The sequence below is a fragment of the Paenibacillus sp. MZ04-78.2 genome, from assembly GCF_024213375.1.
GTDB lineage: Bacteria > Bacillota > Bacilli > Paenibacillales > NBRC-103111 > Paenibacillus_G.
In genome coordinates this window covers 100,816-116,439 of the sequence record NZ_JANAVJ010000005.1, presented here as the reverse complement: position 1 = coordinate 116,439, position 15,624 = coordinate 100,816, and the positions used below count along the sequence as shown (strand labels likewise).

The window sequence follows — 15,624 nt, the reverse complement described above, 5'->3', positions numbered from 1 at the left end:
TCCGCTGCATTTTTTCCTCCATTATAACCCAGCCCCATGAAAAAAGCTCGCCGCCCGCCTGTCCAAGCCGCCATTTTCCCGGTTCCGCGTGTCATTTCATGTCGAATCTGTGGCAAAAGCCGGGTTGCTCCCGTCCGCCCGTTCTCCCCGACTAAAGTCCAGCTTCCGTACCGCCTTAGGACGGTTTTATCGGACATGCAATTCGTAATACAATAGAGACAAGATCTAAATGAACGAAAGTCAGGTGACAACGATGAAGTTGAAATGGAACATACAGACGATAGGCGGCTTCGTCCTGATGGGGATCGGTCTCATCGGATTGATCGGCTGGGGCGGCATCACCGGATTATTCGGGTATATTTTTGCTCTAGCGATGATCGCCTTCGGATACTGGCTGTGGAGAACATCGGACACGACGCTCAAGCGCGTGTGCAGCGGCTTAGTTATGCTGGCGGGCGCGGCACTTATTATCTTTTGGCTGCCGAAGTTCATCAGCCTGGTATTGGCCGCAGCAGTCATCTATTTCGGCTGGATTCTTGTGAGAATCGGCCAGTCCCAAGGGTATCGGAATTGGAAATAAATCGGCGAAAGAGGCGGCCCATGTCTCCCTCCCGCCCGGCAGGATAGCCGGATGGGGCGGACATGGCACCGCCTCTTTTGTTTTGTCCTTCTTAAAGCGAGTTATACGCGCGGCTTGGCGCGGTTCGTCGGCAAAGCCGTGAGCGGATCATCCGGCCATACGTGCTTCGGGTAGCGGCCCTTCAAATCCTTCTTCACTTCAAAATAGGCGTCCTGCCAAAAGCTTGCCAAATCGCGCGTAACCTGTACCGGCCGATGCGCCGGGGAAAGCAGATGCAGCAGCAGCGGCACCTTGCCGCCCCCGATGCGCGGCGTCTCCCGCAGGCCGAACAGCTCCTGGAGCCTTACGGCCAGCACCGGCGACGCCGGATCGCTGTAATCGACCGGAATCCGCGAGCCGCTCGGCACCGCAACGTGCGTCGGCACGAAGTCGTCGAGCTGCTGGCGCTGCGGCCACGGGAGCATGCCGTCCAGAATGGCGGCCATCGAGAGCCGCTGCAGGTCATCCCGGCTTTTGAGCCCGTACAGATGCGGGCCGAGCCACTCCTTCAGCCCCGCGAGCAGCGCCTCGTCGGAAACATCGGGCCAAGCCGGGTCCACCCGGTGCATAAACCCGATGCGCTCGCGCAGCTGCTTCGCCGCCTTGGTCCACGGCAGCATGGACAAGCCTTCGGCCGCGATACCCTCGAGCAGCGCATTCAGCACCTGCTCCGGGTCCGGGGCTTCCACCGACGTTTTCCGCAAGGTAAGCGCGCCGAGCTTCTCCCGTTTGCGGGCACGGACCGCTTGAGCCGCCCGGTCCCACGCGACTGCGGTCTCCGTTTCAATAGCGCCCGCGAACGCCCGGTGCAGCTGCTCCTCCGAGATCGGAGCCGCCAGATCGATGCGGCCGTCCGCCCCCTGATCATCCAGCTCCGCGACAACCAAATAGTTCTCGCCGTAGAGCGGCTGAGGACCTGAAAACGAACCGCCTCTGCCTCCGCTCAGCAGGAAGCGCCCGCTTCCTTTATTTTGCGCAATCCGGTCGGGATAGGCGAACGCAAGCAGCATTCCGCAGGCGTTCACTTCGTCTCGTTGCTCAAGCGGCAAGCCCAGTGCGCGCTTCCCCTGTTCAGCCTCTGCCGCGATCCTGCGGCGGGCTGCCGGGGCTACCGCCTGTGGCGCGGAACCCGCTCCGCGAAGCGCCTCCACGCGCAGCCGCAGGTCCGCATTGGGCGAGTCCGGCCGGAAACGCAGCAGGTCGCGGTCGCTTAGCAGCGCGGCCAGCTCGCAAGCCAGCCCGCCAAGCCCGAGCGACACCGCTCGCAGCATCATGTGCGCGAGCCTGGGCGACCCACCGAGCTCAGCCATGCGGCGGCCGTGCGGGGTCATCGCTCCATCGTCCCCCAGTGCGCCAAGCTGCTTCAGAAGCGCAACCGCCTGACCATAGGCGGCTGCAGGCGGCGACGTCAGCCAAGCAAGCTGCGCCGGATCGGCAACGCCCCAAGCGGCAAGCTCAAGCGCTAGAGCGGCCAGATCCGCTTCCATGATCTCGGGCGCCCGGTGAGGCGCCAGCCGGCGGTCCTCCTGCTCCGTCCAGAGCCGGTAGCACACGCCGGGAGCCGTACGTCCGGCGCGCCCGCGGCGCTGGTCCGCCGAATCCCGCGAGACGGTGACCGTCTCCAGCCGCGTCATGCCCGTCCGGGGCGAGAACCGCGGCACGCGCATCCGGCCGCCGTCGACGACGATGCGTACTCCTTCTACGGTTAAGCTCGATTCGGCGATAGAAGTAGCGAGCACGACCTTGCGCATACCCGGCACGCTCGGCGCAATGGCCGCGTCCTGCTCCCCTTGAGCAAGCTGCCCGTACAGGGGAGCGATTCTCACCTGCGGATCGAGTCCCGCTTCAAGCAGCAGCCGTTCCACGCGCCGAATTTCCCCCGCTCCGGGCAAAAACGCTAACAGATCCCCTTCTTCGGCAGCCAGCACCTGACGGATGCACGCTGCTACCACCGGCTCCAGTTTTCCTGCCACAGGCTTGCTTAAATACCGCGTCTCCACAGGATAACTGCGGCCCTCGCTGACCACAACCGGCGCATCGCGCATCAGTGCGGCAACCGGAGCCGCGTCCAGTGTAGCCGACATGACCAGGATGCGCAGGTCGTCCCGCAGCACCGCCTGCGACTCCAGAGCAAACGCCAAGCCCAGATCCGCATGCAAACTTCGTTCATGGAATTCGTCAAAAATAACGACGGCCACGTCCTCAAGCGCGGGATCGGCCTGCAGCAGGCGCGTAAGCACGCCTTCTGTGATGACTTCGATGCGTGTTTTCGGTCCGACCTTCGTATCCAGCCGGACCCGGTAGCCCACCGTTTCACCGACCTGCTCTCCAAGCCGGGACGCCATGTACCGGGCGGCGGCTCTCGCAGCCAGGCGGCGCGGCTCCAGCATCATAATTTTGCGTCCGGCCACCCATGGCTCTTCTAGCAGCGCAAGCGGCACGCGAGTCGTCTTGCCTGCGCCGGGCGGCGCTACCAGCACCGCATTCGTATGCTCGCCCAGCTTCTCCTTCAACTGCGTTAAAACGAGATTGATCGGCAGTTCTCCCATATTCGTTCACTCCAACGTACGGCAAATTCGGTTTTTATTGTACCACAACCGCACAAAGAAAGCCCCATAACGGGGCTAAGCCTGTACAATTCTCGATTCATTGAAAGAAAGCAATTCCCAGAACGCCCGAAAGGACGATCACTGCAAGCGGATGCAGGCGGTATTTGATCAGAGCGCCGAGACATATCTCCAAAATAATCAACATCCCGACCGTATGCCAGCTCATCCAATCGTTTCCGCTTCCCGGCAAACTGAAATGAATCGCTGCGTAGACGATCATCTCGGTCACTACCGGCTTCAGCCCGTAGAACGTCGCTTTGACCCCCGGCCGCTGCTGCATTCGGAAAAAGAACGCGGCGATGAGCACGATAATCGCCAGCGACGGCAGCACCATGCCGAATCACGTTGGAGTTATGTTTACAATATCTATCCGAATACACTGAATTTTAAGCGCAAACAAGACCAACAAAAAAAGACCCGGATCGTCCAAATCCGCGTCAGAAAAAGATAGCCTATGGCACTCACCAGCCCGGAGGCTCGTAGCCAATCCCCGGTCCCGTTCGTCCGGTAAATTTGTGCGCGTGCCTTTTGACGGATAGCACGCTCGTGTAATAATTTTGCTTAAACTCAAACGGCTCGTCGTCCGTCAGCGCATCGATCTCATGATAATGAGAGCCATCCGGCAGCGTAATCGGCGGTCCCGTCATCCCGATGAAACGGTGAAAGTGGCCCATAGCCATTTTCGTATGCCCTTGATACCTGTGCACGTGCCCGTCCGTTCCGTCTCCGTTCACGGCATAGACGAACATCTCGACTCCATGGAAATGCCCAAGCGCCACGGAGGTCCAGCCAACGAACGCGTGGGCATGAGCCGGCGGCTGTGGAACATATGGCACCGGCGGAAGCGGACAAACCGACATAAAAGCGCTCTCCCCTTCGCTTTTTTATCGCAGATGCTACAGAATACGCAGGGAGAGGCACGATTATTTCTGTTCCGGCTTCTTGGCTTCCGGATTGACGATTTCCTTGACCCGGCCGACTTGTCCGTCCGTCAAACGCACCTTGATGCCGTGCGGATGTGTCGCCGAATTCGTCAGCAGATCCTTCACGATGCCACGCGTTAGCTTTCCGTTCCGCTGATCCTGCTTCAGGACGATGAGCACCTCGGCGCCCGGAAGAACGTTTGCGCGCTTGCGTCCGTCGCTCATTTGTACCGCTCCGGCAGCTGAAGCCAGCCCTCAAAAATGGCGTAATAGAACACGAATGCGCTTGCGAGGCCCAAAATCGTAAAGCTGATGGCAAGTCCCTTTTTTTTCTGAAACAGCCACACGAAAGCCAAGCTGAAGAACGTGCCCATAACAATTAAGCAAACGATCAAAATGATAGTTGCCATCGCTTCCGTTCAAACCCCTTTCGAATCAACAGTATATTTTAACCGTTTGCTTACCAAAATACCACAATTTCCAACGAAAAAATACTACGTTGCTGCGATAACCTTGACAATTTCATGAAACGGTCAAAAAAAAGAGAGGCGTCCACCGCTTGGCAGGACGCACTCCCATCGTTTACTTTTTGGCGGACAACCATTCCGTCAACGCCTGAATTTCGGGTTCCTTCAACGTGTTTTTGTAAGAAGGCATTCCTCCGCCTCCGTTCTGAATCTTGGCTGTGATTTGTTCTTGGCTCAGCTTGGCCCCCGTCTTCTGAAGATTGGGCCCAACTTTACCGGAGAGATCGGTCCCGTGACAGGAGACGCAGTTCGCCTTGTAAATCGCCGCCGCATTAGACGCTTCGCCGGCTACCGTTTTGGAGGGGGCGTTCGCAGGCGCACCGCTTTTGTGCCCGCCGCAAGCCGTTGTAATTCCGGCTAACAATAGCAATCCGATTGCCAATGGGACCCAGGCTTGCTTCATGACTATGACCACCTTGTTTTGAGGAATATTGGAGCTTGACCCGGGATACATATGAAACGATATTACCCGGAAAGGCAGGGATACGGCCGCTATGCCCAACACCGTTTGGCTTCGCCTCTTCGCCCTCGGCGCCATGATCGTCCTGGGGACTTGGTTCGGCTTCCGGCAATTCGCCGGCACCTCCCCGCAGTTCCCGCCGGTCTCGGATTTTATGGTAGAAGGCTACCGCATTCAAGTGTCGCTTCACACGAGCCCGGCCAGGGCGCTGAAGCCCGGCACGTTTACCGTCACGCTACACGACACGGCTGGTCGGCCGGTCAGCGGCGCGACTGGGACCGCCACCATCTCGATGCCGCAAATGCTATGCGGCGCGAGCCCCTTTACCCTGACGGAAACGGAGGCCGGCCTGTATGTCGGCGAAGGTATTCCGCTCATGGCGGGCTCGTCCGTTGCCGACGTGTCGATGACAACCGGAGACACATTGCTCCGGGTCCGATTTCCTTTTGCCGCCGTCCGATAATATCCGGTATTCCCTAGCCTGCTTCCACTGTAACGAATCGTCCGGGGCCTGCCTATGACTCCCCCGGGCTATTTTTCACTTTATTTATGGCGGTTTTGCGGACAATCCCTTACAATTTATCACCAAAGCCAGGGATGAACACTCGGAATCCATCCGGCCGCAGCCAAGCCTCGAAGTACGGATAGCACTCCGATCCAAACGGCTACGAATTGGCCGGCTATCGCGGCCTTGCTCCGCAGCCGCTTGTTCCATTTGCCCGCAAACAGCCCAACGGAAACCAGCGCAGGCACGGTGCCCAGACCGAACAACAGCATAAGCAGCAAGCCATGCAGCGGACTTGCGCTCGCCGCCGCATTCATTTCCATCGCATAGGTCAATCCGCAGGGAAGGAATCCGAGCAGCAGACCGCTGGCGACCGCGGTCCCTGCCTCCTCAGCTGTCCGGTACCGCTCCGTAAGCCGCCGGACAAGCGGCAGCCGATGAGGGTCTAGCCTATGCAGCGGGAGGGTGGTACGCCGCAAAGCCCACAGCAAAATAAGACAGCCGCCCAATAAGCTCGCTGTCCCCTGCACATTCGCCAGCTTCCCCGCACCATCGACGAACGAGCCGACCGCGCCCATAAACGCCCCGAGCGCGGCGTAGGTTGCAATCCGTCCGGCATTGTAAGCCAGAATGGAGCGAAGCGGACTCGTCTTCGCTTGCAGCGCGAAGCCGGAGACGGTCGCGCCGCACATCCCAATGCAGTGCGGCGCACCAAGCAATCCGGCAAGCCAAGCCAGCGTCAGATCATGAACGCCGATCGCCATCTTCTCTTCCCTGCCTTCTTCGCTTGGAATGAAGGGAATTACACACGTTTCAGCCGAAGTGCGTTAATAATGACCGTCAACGAGCTTAAAGCCATAGCCGTACACGCCATCCACGGCGCCAAATGGCCGCTTAAGGCAGCAGGGATCGCCAAAGCATTGTAGCAAAAAGATAACGCCATATTCTGATAAATATTTGTCATCGTCTTTCGACTGATCCTCACGGCATCGGCCATAGCTTTCAAATCGCTTTTTAGCAAATGCACATCAGCGGCCGCCTTGGCCACATCCGTCCCGTTACCGACGGCTACGCCGATATCCGCTGCCGCGAGCGCCGGCGCGTCGTTTACGCCGTCGCCGACCATGGTCACCCGCTTCCCTTGGCTTTGCAGCCGCCGGACGAGCCCGAGCTTCTGGTCCGGAAGCATATCCGCATAATACGGCACATTTCCAAGCCGTTCCGCAACTGTTTTAGCCGCCGCAGCATGATCTCCGGTCACCAGCCGGACGTCCATTCCCTGCTTTTTGAGCTGCCGCAGCGCCGAAGCCGCCGTCGGTCGAAGCGTATCGGCGAGAGCGACGACCCCGGCCGGACGACCGTCCACCGCCACATAGATTAGCTGCTTCCCTTGGCTTCGCAGCGGACCTGCAACCTTTTCCGTTTCCGCAAAAGGGACGCCCTGCTCCTCCAGCCAACGCCGAGTCCCTGCGACAATCCCGCGTCCATGCACCTCCGCCCGGACCCCGCAGCCGGGAACAGCCAAGAAACTGCCGCAGTCAGGCACTCGCACTCCCCGCCTCTCGGCCTCTTCGACAACCGCCCGCGAGAGCGGATGCTCAGAGAGCTGTTCCGCACCCGCGAGCTTGCTGAGCAGCGTGGCCTGCGTTTCGCCTTCTGCGGCAATCACATCCGTCACCTTGGGCGTCCCGAACGTCACCGTCCCCGTTTTATCGAACAGAAGAATGTCCGTTTGATGAAGCCGCTCTAGTGCAGCCCCTTCCTTGTAAACGATCCCCTTCTGAGCGGCACGGCCCGATGCGACCAGAATGGATACCGGCGTCGCCAGTCCCAAGGCGCATGGACAAGCAATCAGCAGCACGGCAATCGCCTTCTCCAAAGCTCCGCCCGCAGCCCCCGGCTCGCCCATTCCGTACCAGTACAAAAAGGTGCACACGGCTGTAACGGCAATGACCGGAACAAACACCGCGGCAATTTTGTCGGCGACGCGCTGAATCGGCGCTTTCGCATTCTGTGCTTCTTCCACCATCCGAACCATCCGGGCTACCGTGCTTTGACTGGTCGTACGCAGGACACGGATTTCCAGCACGCCGGAACCGTTCAAGGTTCCGCCGATGACGCGGTCTCCTTTTCGCTTCTTAGCCGGCACGCTTTCCCCGGTGATCAGCGATTCGTCCACCGCGGATATCCCTTGCGCGACGATACCGTCGAGAGGTACACGCTCGCCAGGACGGACGCGGAGCAGGTCGCCCTCTTTCAACATGCTTACCGGGACCCGGCGTTCGCCGTCCGGGGTCAGCATGCTGGCCGTGTCCGTCTGGATCGCATGAAGCTGCGATAGACTATCCGCCGTGCGCTTCCGGGCGGACGCTTCGATCCATCGGCCAAGCCATACGATCGTAATGATCATGGTGCTCGTATCAAAATAGTACGGGCTGTGGTGCCCGCTCCCCATCATGGCATGCGAAGGATGAAACAACAAATAATGACTATACAAAAAGGCCGTTGACGTACCCAGAACAATCAGCACATCCATATTCGCGCTGCCGTTTTTCAAAGCTTCATAGGCCCGGATATAAAAAGGGAGACCGAAACCGAACTGCACCGGAACGGCAAGCGCAAGCTGGAACCACGGGTTCGCCAGCAAGTCGGGTACCCAGGGTGAGGAGGAAGTCAAATGATGCGGGACCATCGCCCAGAAGAAAGGCAGCGTAAAAGCAAGCGAAAGCAGGAACATAGCCCGGCTGCGACGAATTTCCTCGCTGCTATTGCCGTTTATTTTCCCATCAGCCGGATGCAGCAGACGGACGCCATATCCAAGCTGCGCGATCCGGTCTTCAATTTGCTCTGCCCGGACCCGCTTCGCGTCCAGCAAGACGACCGCCCGCTCCAAAGCAATATTGGCGCTGACCTCGGTCACGCCTTCCATTTTGCCTACCGCCTTCTCGATGCGTGCAGCGCAAGCTGTGCACGTCATACCTGTAACATGCAGCGTAATCCGGCTCAAATCCGCTTGTCCGCTCATTCGCGTCTCACTCCATTCCGATTGAGGCCCCAGCAGCCGGTCATCGTTAAACTATATGGACGAGCGGCGATTTTCATGACAAAGAAACGCGGCCGCTTCTTTGCGAATTGCGTACAAAGAAACGACCGCCGGTTTAAATGTGGCTAGCTATGATGATGCTCCGCGGCATCGGCGTGCTCCTGTTCGGTCCCCCGCTCGTCCAAATACGTAACGGAAAGCTCGGCGTAAAGCACGCCCTTCTGTACTTGAATCTTGTGCTGCAGCTCCCGAAGCCTGGTCAGCAAGCCGCGAACGACAATGATTTCAAGACATTGATCGTGATTCAGATGGACATGCATCGTCGAAATAATGTCATGATGGTAATTATGCTGCAGCTCGATAAGCTGCAAAGGAAGATCCGCCGCATGATGATCGTACACCATGACGATCGTCCCCGCTACGAGTTGATCGGCCTTCAAGCCGCCCGGCTCCAACAGCACTTTACGTACCAGATCCCGGATCGCTTCCGATCGGTTCGTGTAGCCCTGCTCTGCGATATATTGATCAAACTGCTTGATCAGTTCCTCCGGCATGGACACGCCAAACCGGGTCAATACGTCTTTCTCCAACGATCGTTCACCTCAATCCGCACACTCTCCCGATTATTGTAGCACACCCGCCGCCCAAACTGAATTCGGACACAAACGAAATAGCCCTTCCGCCAGTCGGCACATTTACCAGCCGAAACCAACAAAAAAACCGGCCTGCCTCCCCCATCCGGGGCTGCACGCCGGTCCTCAAACTAACTGCGTATCGGTATAATTTTGTTTACTCGCTGCATCCCGAACGGGCCACGGTTCCTTGCTCCACCGTAATCGTATCGGAGATGGTATCGCGAATGACGCTCATAACGAGCTGAAGCAAGTAATTGATATCTTCCTGTGACTGTTTGAATTGGCTGACAATCGGGATCGAGTCAAGCTGATCCTGCAGCTGGTCGATTTCCTTCTCGATTTTTTCAACCATCTTCTTATTGTCGAACGACTCGAAAGCGACGATTTCCTTCTGCTTCTTTTTGATCGCGCTAATCAACGTCTGGATTTGATCGTTTCCGGCAATTTGCTGCTCCGCCTGCTGGAAAAACTGCACCTCGTTCGAGGTAGCCAGCAGCCCTGCCAGTTCCTTAGCTTTATCCAAAATGTCTTCGCGCAGGATCATTTCCGTATTCGTATACAGCTCCATGCCGCAATTCGTAAATTTCTGCTCTGCCATTAGGCTTCGTCACGCCCCTGCATTCGATTTATTGAGCCACGGCTTCTCCGACCAATTCGCCTTTGATGTAGAACGTCGGGGTTTCCGTAATTTTCACTTGGACAAACCGGCCTACCAGTTCCTTCGGCCCTTCGAAATGAACGAGCTTGTTCGTGCGAGTCCGGCCGGCCAATACGGCGGCATTGTTCTTGCTTTCGCCCTCCACCAGCACTTCCAGCGTCTGTCCTTTCAACCGCTCATTGCTCCGTTTGGCGTAGACGTTAAGCACGTCGTTCAAACGAATGAGACGGTCCCGCTTCACCTCATAAGGCACGTTATCCTCCATGCCCGCTGCCGGCGTACCTTCCCGCGGGGAGTAGATGAATGTATAGGCGCTGTCGTAGCCGACTTCCTGCACAAGCGAGACCGTTTCCTCGAACTGCTCGTCGGTTTCGCCCGGAAAACCTACGATGATATCCGTCGTCAGCACGACATCCGGTATCGCCTTTTTGATTTTGGCGACCAGCTCCAAATAATGCTCTCGCGTATATTTGCGGCTCATCCGCTTCAAAATCTCGTTGCTGCCCGACTGCACAGGCAGATGGATATGCTCCATCAGGTTGCCTTTCTTAGTCAGCACCTCGATCAAACGGTCGTCAAAATCGCGCGGATGCGACGTCGTGAAGCGGACACGCGGAATGTCGATCTTGCGAACTTCATCCATCAAATCGCCAAGCCCATATTTCATATCGTCAAAATCTTTGCCGTAGGCGTTTACGTTCTGGCCGAGCAGCATAATTTCCTTGAAGCCCTGACGCGCCAAGTCTCGTACTTCGGCGATCACGTCCTGCGGAAGGCGGCTGCGCTCCTTGCCCCGCGTATACGGCACGATACAGTACGTACAGAACTTATCGCAGCCGTACATGATGTTGACCCACGCTTTGATGCCTTCTCGCTTCTTCGGCAGGTTTTCGATGATGTCGCCTTCCTTGGACCATACCTCGATCACCATTTCCTTGCTGAACATCGCTTCCTTTAACAGGAATGGCAGACGGTGGATGTTATGCGTGCCGAAGATCAGATCGACGAACGGATGCTTCTTCAAAATCCGGTTCACGACCGATTCTTCCTGCGACATACAACCGCACACACCCAAGATCAGCGATGGCTTCTCGATCTTCAGATGCTTGAGATGACCAAGCTCGCCGAATACTTTATCTTCCGCATTTTCCCGTACGGCACAGGTGTTGAGCAGAATGATGTCCGCCTGCTTGCGGTCATCGGTGGATCGATAGCCCATCTGCTCCAGCAGGCCTTTGATCGTCTCGGTGTCGTGCTCGTTCATTTGACAGCCGTACGTTTGAATCAAGTAATACTTGTCCTTGCCGATCTCACGCATCTCTTCCGGGATGTCGAAATCATAATGCACTTGAATGTCTTCTTTCCCCCGCTTCTTCGCATCGCTGAGAGACGGCGGCTGGAAATATATCGAGTAATCTTTTTCGGATTTATTTTTTGTCGTCATGAAATGAATTCCTCCTGAAGCTTGCAGTATGCTGCAAAGATCATACCTTTTATTATATCATGCTTGCAGCCTGCATTTCAAAGAAATTCATGGGTGGATTACACTAAAATCACGCCGATATCCCCGGTTTTAATTCCGGCCGCGTTCGCTTCGTCGGTATCGATATGCATGTCCAGCGCGAACTGATCGGAAACCCGGGCAATCACATGCTCAAACGTTACGCCGCGTTCTCCTTCGACACGCACGGTAAGCTCCTGCTTATCCGCAATGCCCCACTTGGCCGCATCGTCCGTATGAAAATGAATATGACGCGCCGCTACGATCACGCCCGCTTCCAACTCCACTTCGCCGGCCGGTCCGATGACCTTAATCCCCGGCGTACCGTCGATATGGCCGGACTCGCGTACGGGCGGGTTCACCCCGAGAGCGAACGCATCGGTACGGGATATTTCAAGCTGGGACTTGCTGCGGGCCGGCCCCAAAATGCGAACCTTATCGAAACGGCCTTTCGGTCCGACGACCGCGACCGTTTCTTCAGCAGCATACTGCCCCGGCTGCGATAATGCCTTCATCTCCTTTAATTCATACCCTGCGCCAAACAGCAAAGCGATATGTTCTTTCGACAAATGAATATGTCTGGCGGAAACGCCGATCGGTACTTGTTTCATGTCCATTATGCCCCTCTCTTATGCAAAAGATTCCATGAAGCTCAAATCTATTATACCCGCACGGCATAAAAAAAGCATACGGCCCAGGGCCATATGCTTAAGAAAATTCGGAAAATTATTTGAATTCCGCCACCAATTTTTCAAACTCTTGCTCGGTGATGTTAAGATTTTGCTTCGCGAGACCTTCCGGCTTGAAGCCTGCAACCATATCCTCGTAGCTTTTTCTGCTCTTGTCTTGATAGATAAGTCCTGTCACGAGGCTGTTGGTTTCCATGATTTTCGTCATGGCTGCCACACGGTTGGAAGCATCGTAATCCGGCGTTTCTTCCAAATCAACGATATGCTCTTTAAACCACTCGTACGTATTCACTTTGTTGAACGTGACACACGGGCTGAATACGTTGATGAAAGAGAAGCCTTCATGCTTCATACCTTCTTCGATCAAGGAAGTCAGCTGTTTCAAGTTGCTGGAGAACGATTGACCGATAAACGTAGCTCCTGCAGCCAGCGCTACTTCAAGCGGCGACAATGCGGACTCGATGGAGCCGGACGGCGTCGATTTCGTCTTGAAGCCCTCGGCGCTGCGGGGCGACGTTTGCCCTTTGGTCAAGCCGTAGATTTGGTTATCCATAACGATATAGGTGATGTTGATGTTCCGGCGAATCGCATGAACCGTATGACCCATCCCGATCGCGAAGCCGTCGCCGTCGCCGCCTGCAGCGATGACCGTCAGTTCGCGGTTAGCCATTTTGAGACCTTGCGCGATTGGCAACGAACGTCCGTGAACGCCGTGGAATCCGTAAGCGTTGATGTAACCGGAAATCCGGCCGGAGCAGCCGATCCCCGAGACAACCGCAAGTTGTTCCGGTTCCAGACCGACATTGGCAGCCGCTCTTTGGATAGCCGCTTGCACGGAGAAGTCGCCGCAACCTGGGCACCAGTTCGGTTTGATATTGTTACGGAAATCTTTTAACGTTGCCATACAAGGTTCAACTCCTGACAGTATTTAGTGATTTCGGCAGGCAAGAACGGATTACCGTCATATTTCAACATGCTCTTAATTTTATCGGCGTAGCCAACGTTCAGCTTAATCAAGGAAGCCAGCTGACCCGTAGCATTGTTTTCAAGAACAACAACCGTTTTCGCTTTTTCCAGGTAAGGCTTAATTTCTTCCACCGGGAACGGATGCAGCAAACGAACGGTGATGTGATTCGTTTTCATGCCTTTGTCAGCCAGACGGCGTCTTGCTTCGTCAATGGTGCCGCCCGTGGAGCCCATACCGATAATGAGCAGGTCCGGCTCTTCATGAGGAGCGTCGACCAGAATCGGATTGGTGACTTTCAAGTGCTTCATTTTACCCAAACGTTTGTCCATCATTTTCTTGCGGTTAATCGGGCTTTCCGACGGACGTCCGTCTTCAGAGTGCTCAACCCCGGTTACATGGTGGATGCCGTATTTTTGACCCGGCAGCGAACGCTTGGAAATCCCGTTCTCAGTGAATTCGTAGCGTTTAAACATTTGGTTCTCGCCCGGAGCAGGCAGTTCGCCGGTTTGCAGTTCGCCGCGTTTAATCTGGATTTTATTGTAATCGAGCAATTCGCTTGATTGTTTACCCAAGGAAAGCTGCAGGTCCGTCAGCAAAATAACCGGAACCTGATATTCTTCCGCTAAGTTGAACGCTTCGATCGTGTCGTAGAAGCACTCTTCGATGGTCGAAGGCGACAGAACGATTTTCGGAATTTCGCCGTGCGTTCCGTGAATCATGGCAAGCACGTCGGATTGCTCCTGCTTCGTCGGAAGTCCCGTACTTGGACCGCCGCGCTGCGTATCGACGATAACGACAGGCGTTTCCGTCATACCAGCCAAGCCAATTGCTTCCATCATCAAGGAAAGACCAGGGCCTGCGGAAGCTGTCAGGGCGCGAACGCCGCCGTAGTTGGCCCCAATGGCCATCGTACATGCTGCGATCTCGTCTTCGGTTTGGATAACCGTTCCGCCGAATTTCGGCAGCGTCTTGATCAGGTATTCCATAATTTCGGAAGCCGGCGTGATCGGGTAGGCAGGCATGAAGCGGCAGCCTGCGGCGACTGCGCCGAGACCGATAGCGTCGTTGCCAATCATGAATAGCTTTTGCTTGCCGTCGGCAGGCTCCAGTTGGAATTCAGGCAGCGGACCGCCAGTCAATTCGAGAACGAACTCGGCAGCTTTGCGAACCGCTTCCACGTTTTTCTCTACCACGGCAGCGCCCTTGCGGCCGAACTCTTCTTCTACTGCTTTATTAAACACTTCAAGCGGCAAACCAAGCAAAGCCCAGGATGCGCCGGAAGCAGCCATATTCTTAAACAAGGAAGTGCCAAGCTCTTCCGCAATCGCCGTAATCGGCACCGGGAACAGTCTTGCTTTCACGCCTTCCGGAATGACCGGATTAACCTTTGCGTCGGCGATGATTACGCCGTTCTCGCGCAGCTCGTGCGCATTCACATCAATCGTTTCTTGGTCAAAGGCCACGAGAATGTCCAAATCGTCGGAAATGGAGCGAATCGGCATCGTACTGATTCTGATTTTATTGTTTGTGTGGCCGCCTTTGATCCGCGAGGAAAAATGACGGTACCCGTACAAGTAGTACCCCAGTCTGGTCAATGCCGTGGAAAAGATTTTGTCGGTACTTTCCACGCCTTCCCCCTGTTGTCCTCCGACCTTCCAAGATAATTGGCTAATCAACGTTGTCCACTCCTTTTAAATTCGCTGACATGCAGCTAAACCATGAACTGTAAAGATTTCATATAAAAAAAATCTTTCAGCTGTCTCATCAAATTCTATGACTTATACACATAAAAAGCAAGGGTTTTCGACAAAATGCATAGATAGCTTTTTTAGATCAAATCCATATCGATTAGAGAATAATTTAGTTGTCTTGTATCTACAAATCAGATGTTAACTTTTAATGAATCGGCCAATGACGATGCAGGAACGTAAACCAGTTACGATACATGAACTCTCTCACCAGTTCCTCCGGAAACCGTCTAAGCAAAGCTTCCGTCAGGTACGGGATCTTCCCCGCATGCTCCAGTCCCGGGATCCATTGATCGATGCCGTCAAAATCCGATCCGAACCCAGCCTGGCCGCCGCCAAATCCCAGAACGCCGCCTCGGACAAAATGGGACGCATCCAATAGCATACCCAAATCGTTGCAGTCTTTAATAAACGATTCGCCCACGCCGTGTAAATCCTCCCTGCGCGGGTCCTGCATCACTTTCTGATAAAAAATATTTATATATTCCAAGTAATGGTCAAAATGCGGCAGAGTTATACGTTCAGGCAAGTAAATCGCAAAAAAATTGCAGTTTTACGCCTCCTTGCGCCATTTTCACATAAGATTCGTCCAATACGTCTGCATGAGGATCGAAGAAATCAATGGCCGGGTTCTCAACCATCTTGAGCAAAGCATCACAATGCCCATCGATAACATACATCGGCTATCCCCTCCTCAGGAGCAAGCTTGACTGTGTCATAATGAAACAAAACCAAAAAAA

18 protein-coding genes are annotated in these 15,624 nt (G+C 55.5%); 2 read left to right on the top strand and 16 right to left on the bottom strand.

Translation table 11 applies throughout. The annotated features are described in order from the left end of the window. Positions 1–229 precede the first annotated feature (229 nt). The gene (locus NLX71_RS06105) at positions 230–580 is read left to right on the top strand and encodes a hypothetical protein (RefSeq protein WP_254362599.1); all 351 of its coding nucleotides are present in this window, start codon (positions 230–232) and stop codon (positions 578–580) included. 101 nt (positions 581–681) lie between these two features. On the opposite strand, the gene hrpB is transcribed toward NLX71_RS06105, so the two are convergent. The 6 genes from hrpB to NLX71_RS06075 all read right to left on the bottom strand — a co-directional run bounded on the left by hrpB (position 682) and on the right by NLX71_RS06075 (position 5,081). After that, on the bottom strand, positions 682–3,168 hold the full coding sequence (hrpB, locus tag NLX71_RS06100) for an ATP-dependent helicase HrpB (RefSeq protein ID WP_254362598.1): 2,487 nt from the start codon (positions 3,166–3,168) through the stop codon (positions 682–684). Positions 3,169–3,265: 97 nt separating this feature from the next. After that, positions 3,266–3,562 carry a chromate transporter gene (locus NLX71_RS06095; protein ID WP_254362597.1) on the bottom strand — a complete coding sequence of 99 codons (297 nt, stop codon included), beginning with the start codon at positions 3,560–3,562 and terminating at the stop codon, positions 3,266–3,268. A gap of 127 nt (positions 3,563–3,689) precedes the next feature. Next, positions 3,690–4,088 carry a YmaF family protein gene (locus tag NLX71_RS06090; protein ID WP_254362596.1) on the bottom strand — a complete coding sequence of 133 codons (399 nt, stop codon included), beginning with the start codon at positions 4,086–4,088 and terminating at the stop codon, positions 3,690–3,692. A 63-nt stretch (positions 4,089–4,151) separates the two neighbouring features. Continuing rightward, positions 4,152–4,376: a YwbE family protein gene (locus NLX71_RS06085; RefSeq protein ID WP_254362595.1), complete on the bottom strand. Its 225-nt coding sequence runs from the start codon at positions 4,374–4,376 to the stop codon at positions 4,152–4,154. Continuing rightward, a complete protein-coding gene (locus tag NLX71_RS06080; protein ID WP_254362594.1) occupies positions 4,373–4,561 on the bottom strand; it encodes a hypothetical protein in 189 nt (62 codons plus the stop codon). Before NLX71_RS06080 ends, NLX71_RS06085 begins: the two co-directional genes overlap by 4 nt. 172 nt (positions 4,562–4,733) lie before the next feature. Then, entirely contained in the window at positions 4,734–5,081 is a 348-nt protein-coding gene (locus NLX71_RS06075; RefSeq protein WP_254362593.1) for a c-type cytochrome, read from the bottom strand. Between the two features lie 91 nt (positions 5,082–5,172). Between NLX71_RS06075 and NLX71_RS06070 the strand changes: the two genes are divergently transcribed. Then, positions 5,173–5,601, top strand: coding sequence for a FixH family protein (locus NLX71_RS06070; protein ID WP_254362592.1), 429 nt, complete (start codon positions 5,173–5,175; stop codon positions 5,599–5,601). A gap of 119 nt (positions 5,602–5,720) precedes the next feature. On the opposite strand, the gene NLX71_RS06065 is transcribed toward NLX71_RS06070, so the two are convergent. The 10 genes from NLX71_RS06065 to NLX71_RS06020 form a co-directional block, all read right to left on the bottom strand. After that, positions 5,721–6,407, bottom strand: a complete 687-nt coding sequence (locus NLX71_RS06065) for a sulfite exporter TauE/SafE family protein (RefSeq protein ID WP_254362591.1) — start codon at positions 6,405–6,407, stop codon at positions 5,721–5,723. Positions 6,408–6,445: 38 nt separating this feature from the next. Next, entirely contained in the window at positions 6,446–8,668 is a 2,223-nt protein-coding gene (locus tag NLX71_RS06060) for a heavy metal translocating P-type ATPase (RefSeq protein WP_254362590.1), read from the bottom strand. A gap of 143 nt (positions 8,669–8,811) precedes the next feature. Further along, a complete protein-coding gene (nikR, locus tag NLX71_RS06055; protein ID WP_302058098.1) occupies positions 8,812–9,276 on the bottom strand; it encodes a nickel-responsive transcriptional regulator NikR in 465 nt (154 codons plus the stop codon). 199 nt (positions 9,277–9,475) lie between these two features. Further along, positions 9,476–9,919 carry a YlbF/YmcA family competence regulator gene (locus NLX71_RS06050; protein WP_254362589.1) on the bottom strand — a complete coding sequence of 148 codons (444 nt, stop codon included), beginning with the start codon at positions 9,917–9,919 and terminating at the stop codon, positions 9,476–9,478. Between the two features lie 28 nt (positions 9,920–9,947). Beyond that, a complete protein-coding gene (miaB, locus tag NLX71_RS06045) occupies positions 9,948–11,423 on the bottom strand; it encodes a tRNA (N6-isopentenyl adenosine(37)-C2)-methylthiotransferase MiaB (RefSeq protein WP_254362588.1) in 1,476 nt (491 codons plus the stop codon). Positions 11,424–11,521: 98 nt separating this feature from the next. Continuing rightward, on the bottom strand, positions 11,522–12,091 hold the full coding sequence (gene pduL, locus NLX71_RS06040; protein ID WP_254362587.1) for a phosphate propanoyltransferase: 570 nt from the start codon (positions 12,089–12,091) through the stop codon (positions 11,522–11,524). Positions 12,092–12,206: 115 nt separating this feature from the next. Next, positions 12,207–13,073, bottom strand: coding sequence for a 2-oxoacid:ferredoxin oxidoreductase subunit beta (locus NLX71_RS06035; RefSeq protein WP_090668492.1), 867 nt, complete (start codon positions 13,071–13,073; stop codon positions 12,207–12,209). Next, positions 13,061–14,812 carry a 2-oxoacid:acceptor oxidoreductase subunit alpha gene (locus tag NLX71_RS06030; protein ID WP_254362586.1) on the bottom strand — a complete coding sequence of 584 codons (1,752 nt, stop codon included), beginning with the start codon at positions 14,810–14,812 and terminating at the stop codon, positions 13,061–13,063. The genes NLX71_RS06035 and NLX71_RS06030 overlap by 13 nt, the downstream gene beginning before the upstream one ends. Positions 14,813–15,032: 220 nt before the next feature. Beyond that, positions 15,033–15,308, bottom strand: a complete 276-nt coding sequence (locus tag NLX71_RS06025; protein ID WP_254362585.1) for a membrane dipeptidase — start codon at positions 15,306–15,308, stop codon at positions 15,033–15,035. Between the two features lie 97 nt (positions 15,309–15,405). Next, positions 15,406–15,564 (bottom strand): dipeptidase, encoded by a 159-nt coding sequence (locus NLX71_RS06020; protein ID WP_254362584.1) that lies wholly within the window; start codon positions 15,562–15,564, stop codon positions 15,406–15,408. Positions 15,565–15,624: the final 60 nt, after the last annotated feature.

Coding starts and splice junctions, on each gene's coding strand:
- NLX71_RS06105 (WP_254362599.1), top strand. CDS start 230: ATGAACGAAAGTCAGGTGACAACGATGAAGTTGAAATGGAACATACAG.
- hrpB (WP_254362598.1), bottom strand. CDS start 3,168: ATGGGAGAACTGCCGATCAATCTCGTTTTAACGCAGTTGAAGGAGAAG.
- NLX71_RS06095 (WP_254362597.1), bottom strand. CDS start 3,562: ATGGTGCTGCCGTCGCTGGCGATTATCGTGCTCATCGCCGCGTTCTTT.
- NLX71_RS06090 (WP_254362596.1), bottom strand. CDS start 4,088: ATGTCGGTTTGTCCGCTTCCGCCGGTGCCATATGTTCCACAGCCGCCG.
- NLX71_RS06085 (WP_254362595.1), bottom strand. CDS start 4,376: ATGAGCGACGGACGCAAGCGCGCAAACGTTCTTCCGGGCGCCGAGGTG.
- NLX71_RS06080 (WP_254362594.1), bottom strand. CDS start 4,561: ATGGCAACTATCATTTTGATCGTTTGCTTAATTGTTATGGGCACGTTC.
- NLX71_RS06075 (WP_254362593.1), bottom strand. CDS start 5,081: ATGAAGCAAGCCTGGGTCCCATTGGCAATCGGATTGCTATTGTTAGCC.
- NLX71_RS06070 (WP_254362592.1), top strand. CDS start 5,173: ATGCCCAACACCGTTTGGCTTCGCCTCTTCGCCCTCGGCGCCATGATC.
- NLX71_RS06065 (WP_254362591.1), bottom strand. CDS start 6,407: ATGGCGATCGGCGTTCATGATCTGACGCTGGCTTGGCTTGCCGGATTG.
- NLX71_RS06060 (WP_254362590.1), bottom strand. CDS start 8,668: ATGAGCGGACAAGCGGATTTGAGCCGGATTACGCTGCATGTTACAGGT.
- NLX71_RS06050 (WP_254362589.1), bottom strand. CDS start 9,919: ATGGCAGAGCAGAAATTTACGAATTGCGGCATGGAGCTGTATACGAAT.
- miaB (WP_254362588.1), bottom strand. CDS start 11,423: ATGACGACAAAAAATAAATCCGAAAAAGATTACTCGATATATTTCCAG.
- pduL (WP_254362587.1), bottom strand. CDS start 12,091: ATGAAACAAGTACCGATCGGCGTTTCCGCCAGACATATTCATTTGTCG.
- NLX71_RS06035 (WP_090668492.1), bottom strand. CDS start 13,073: ATGGCAACGTTAAAAGATTTCCGTAACAATATCAAACCGAACTGGTGC.
- NLX71_RS06020 (WP_254362584.1), bottom strand. CDS start 15,564: ATGTATGTTATCGATGGGCATTGTGATGCTTTGCTCAAGATGGTTGAG.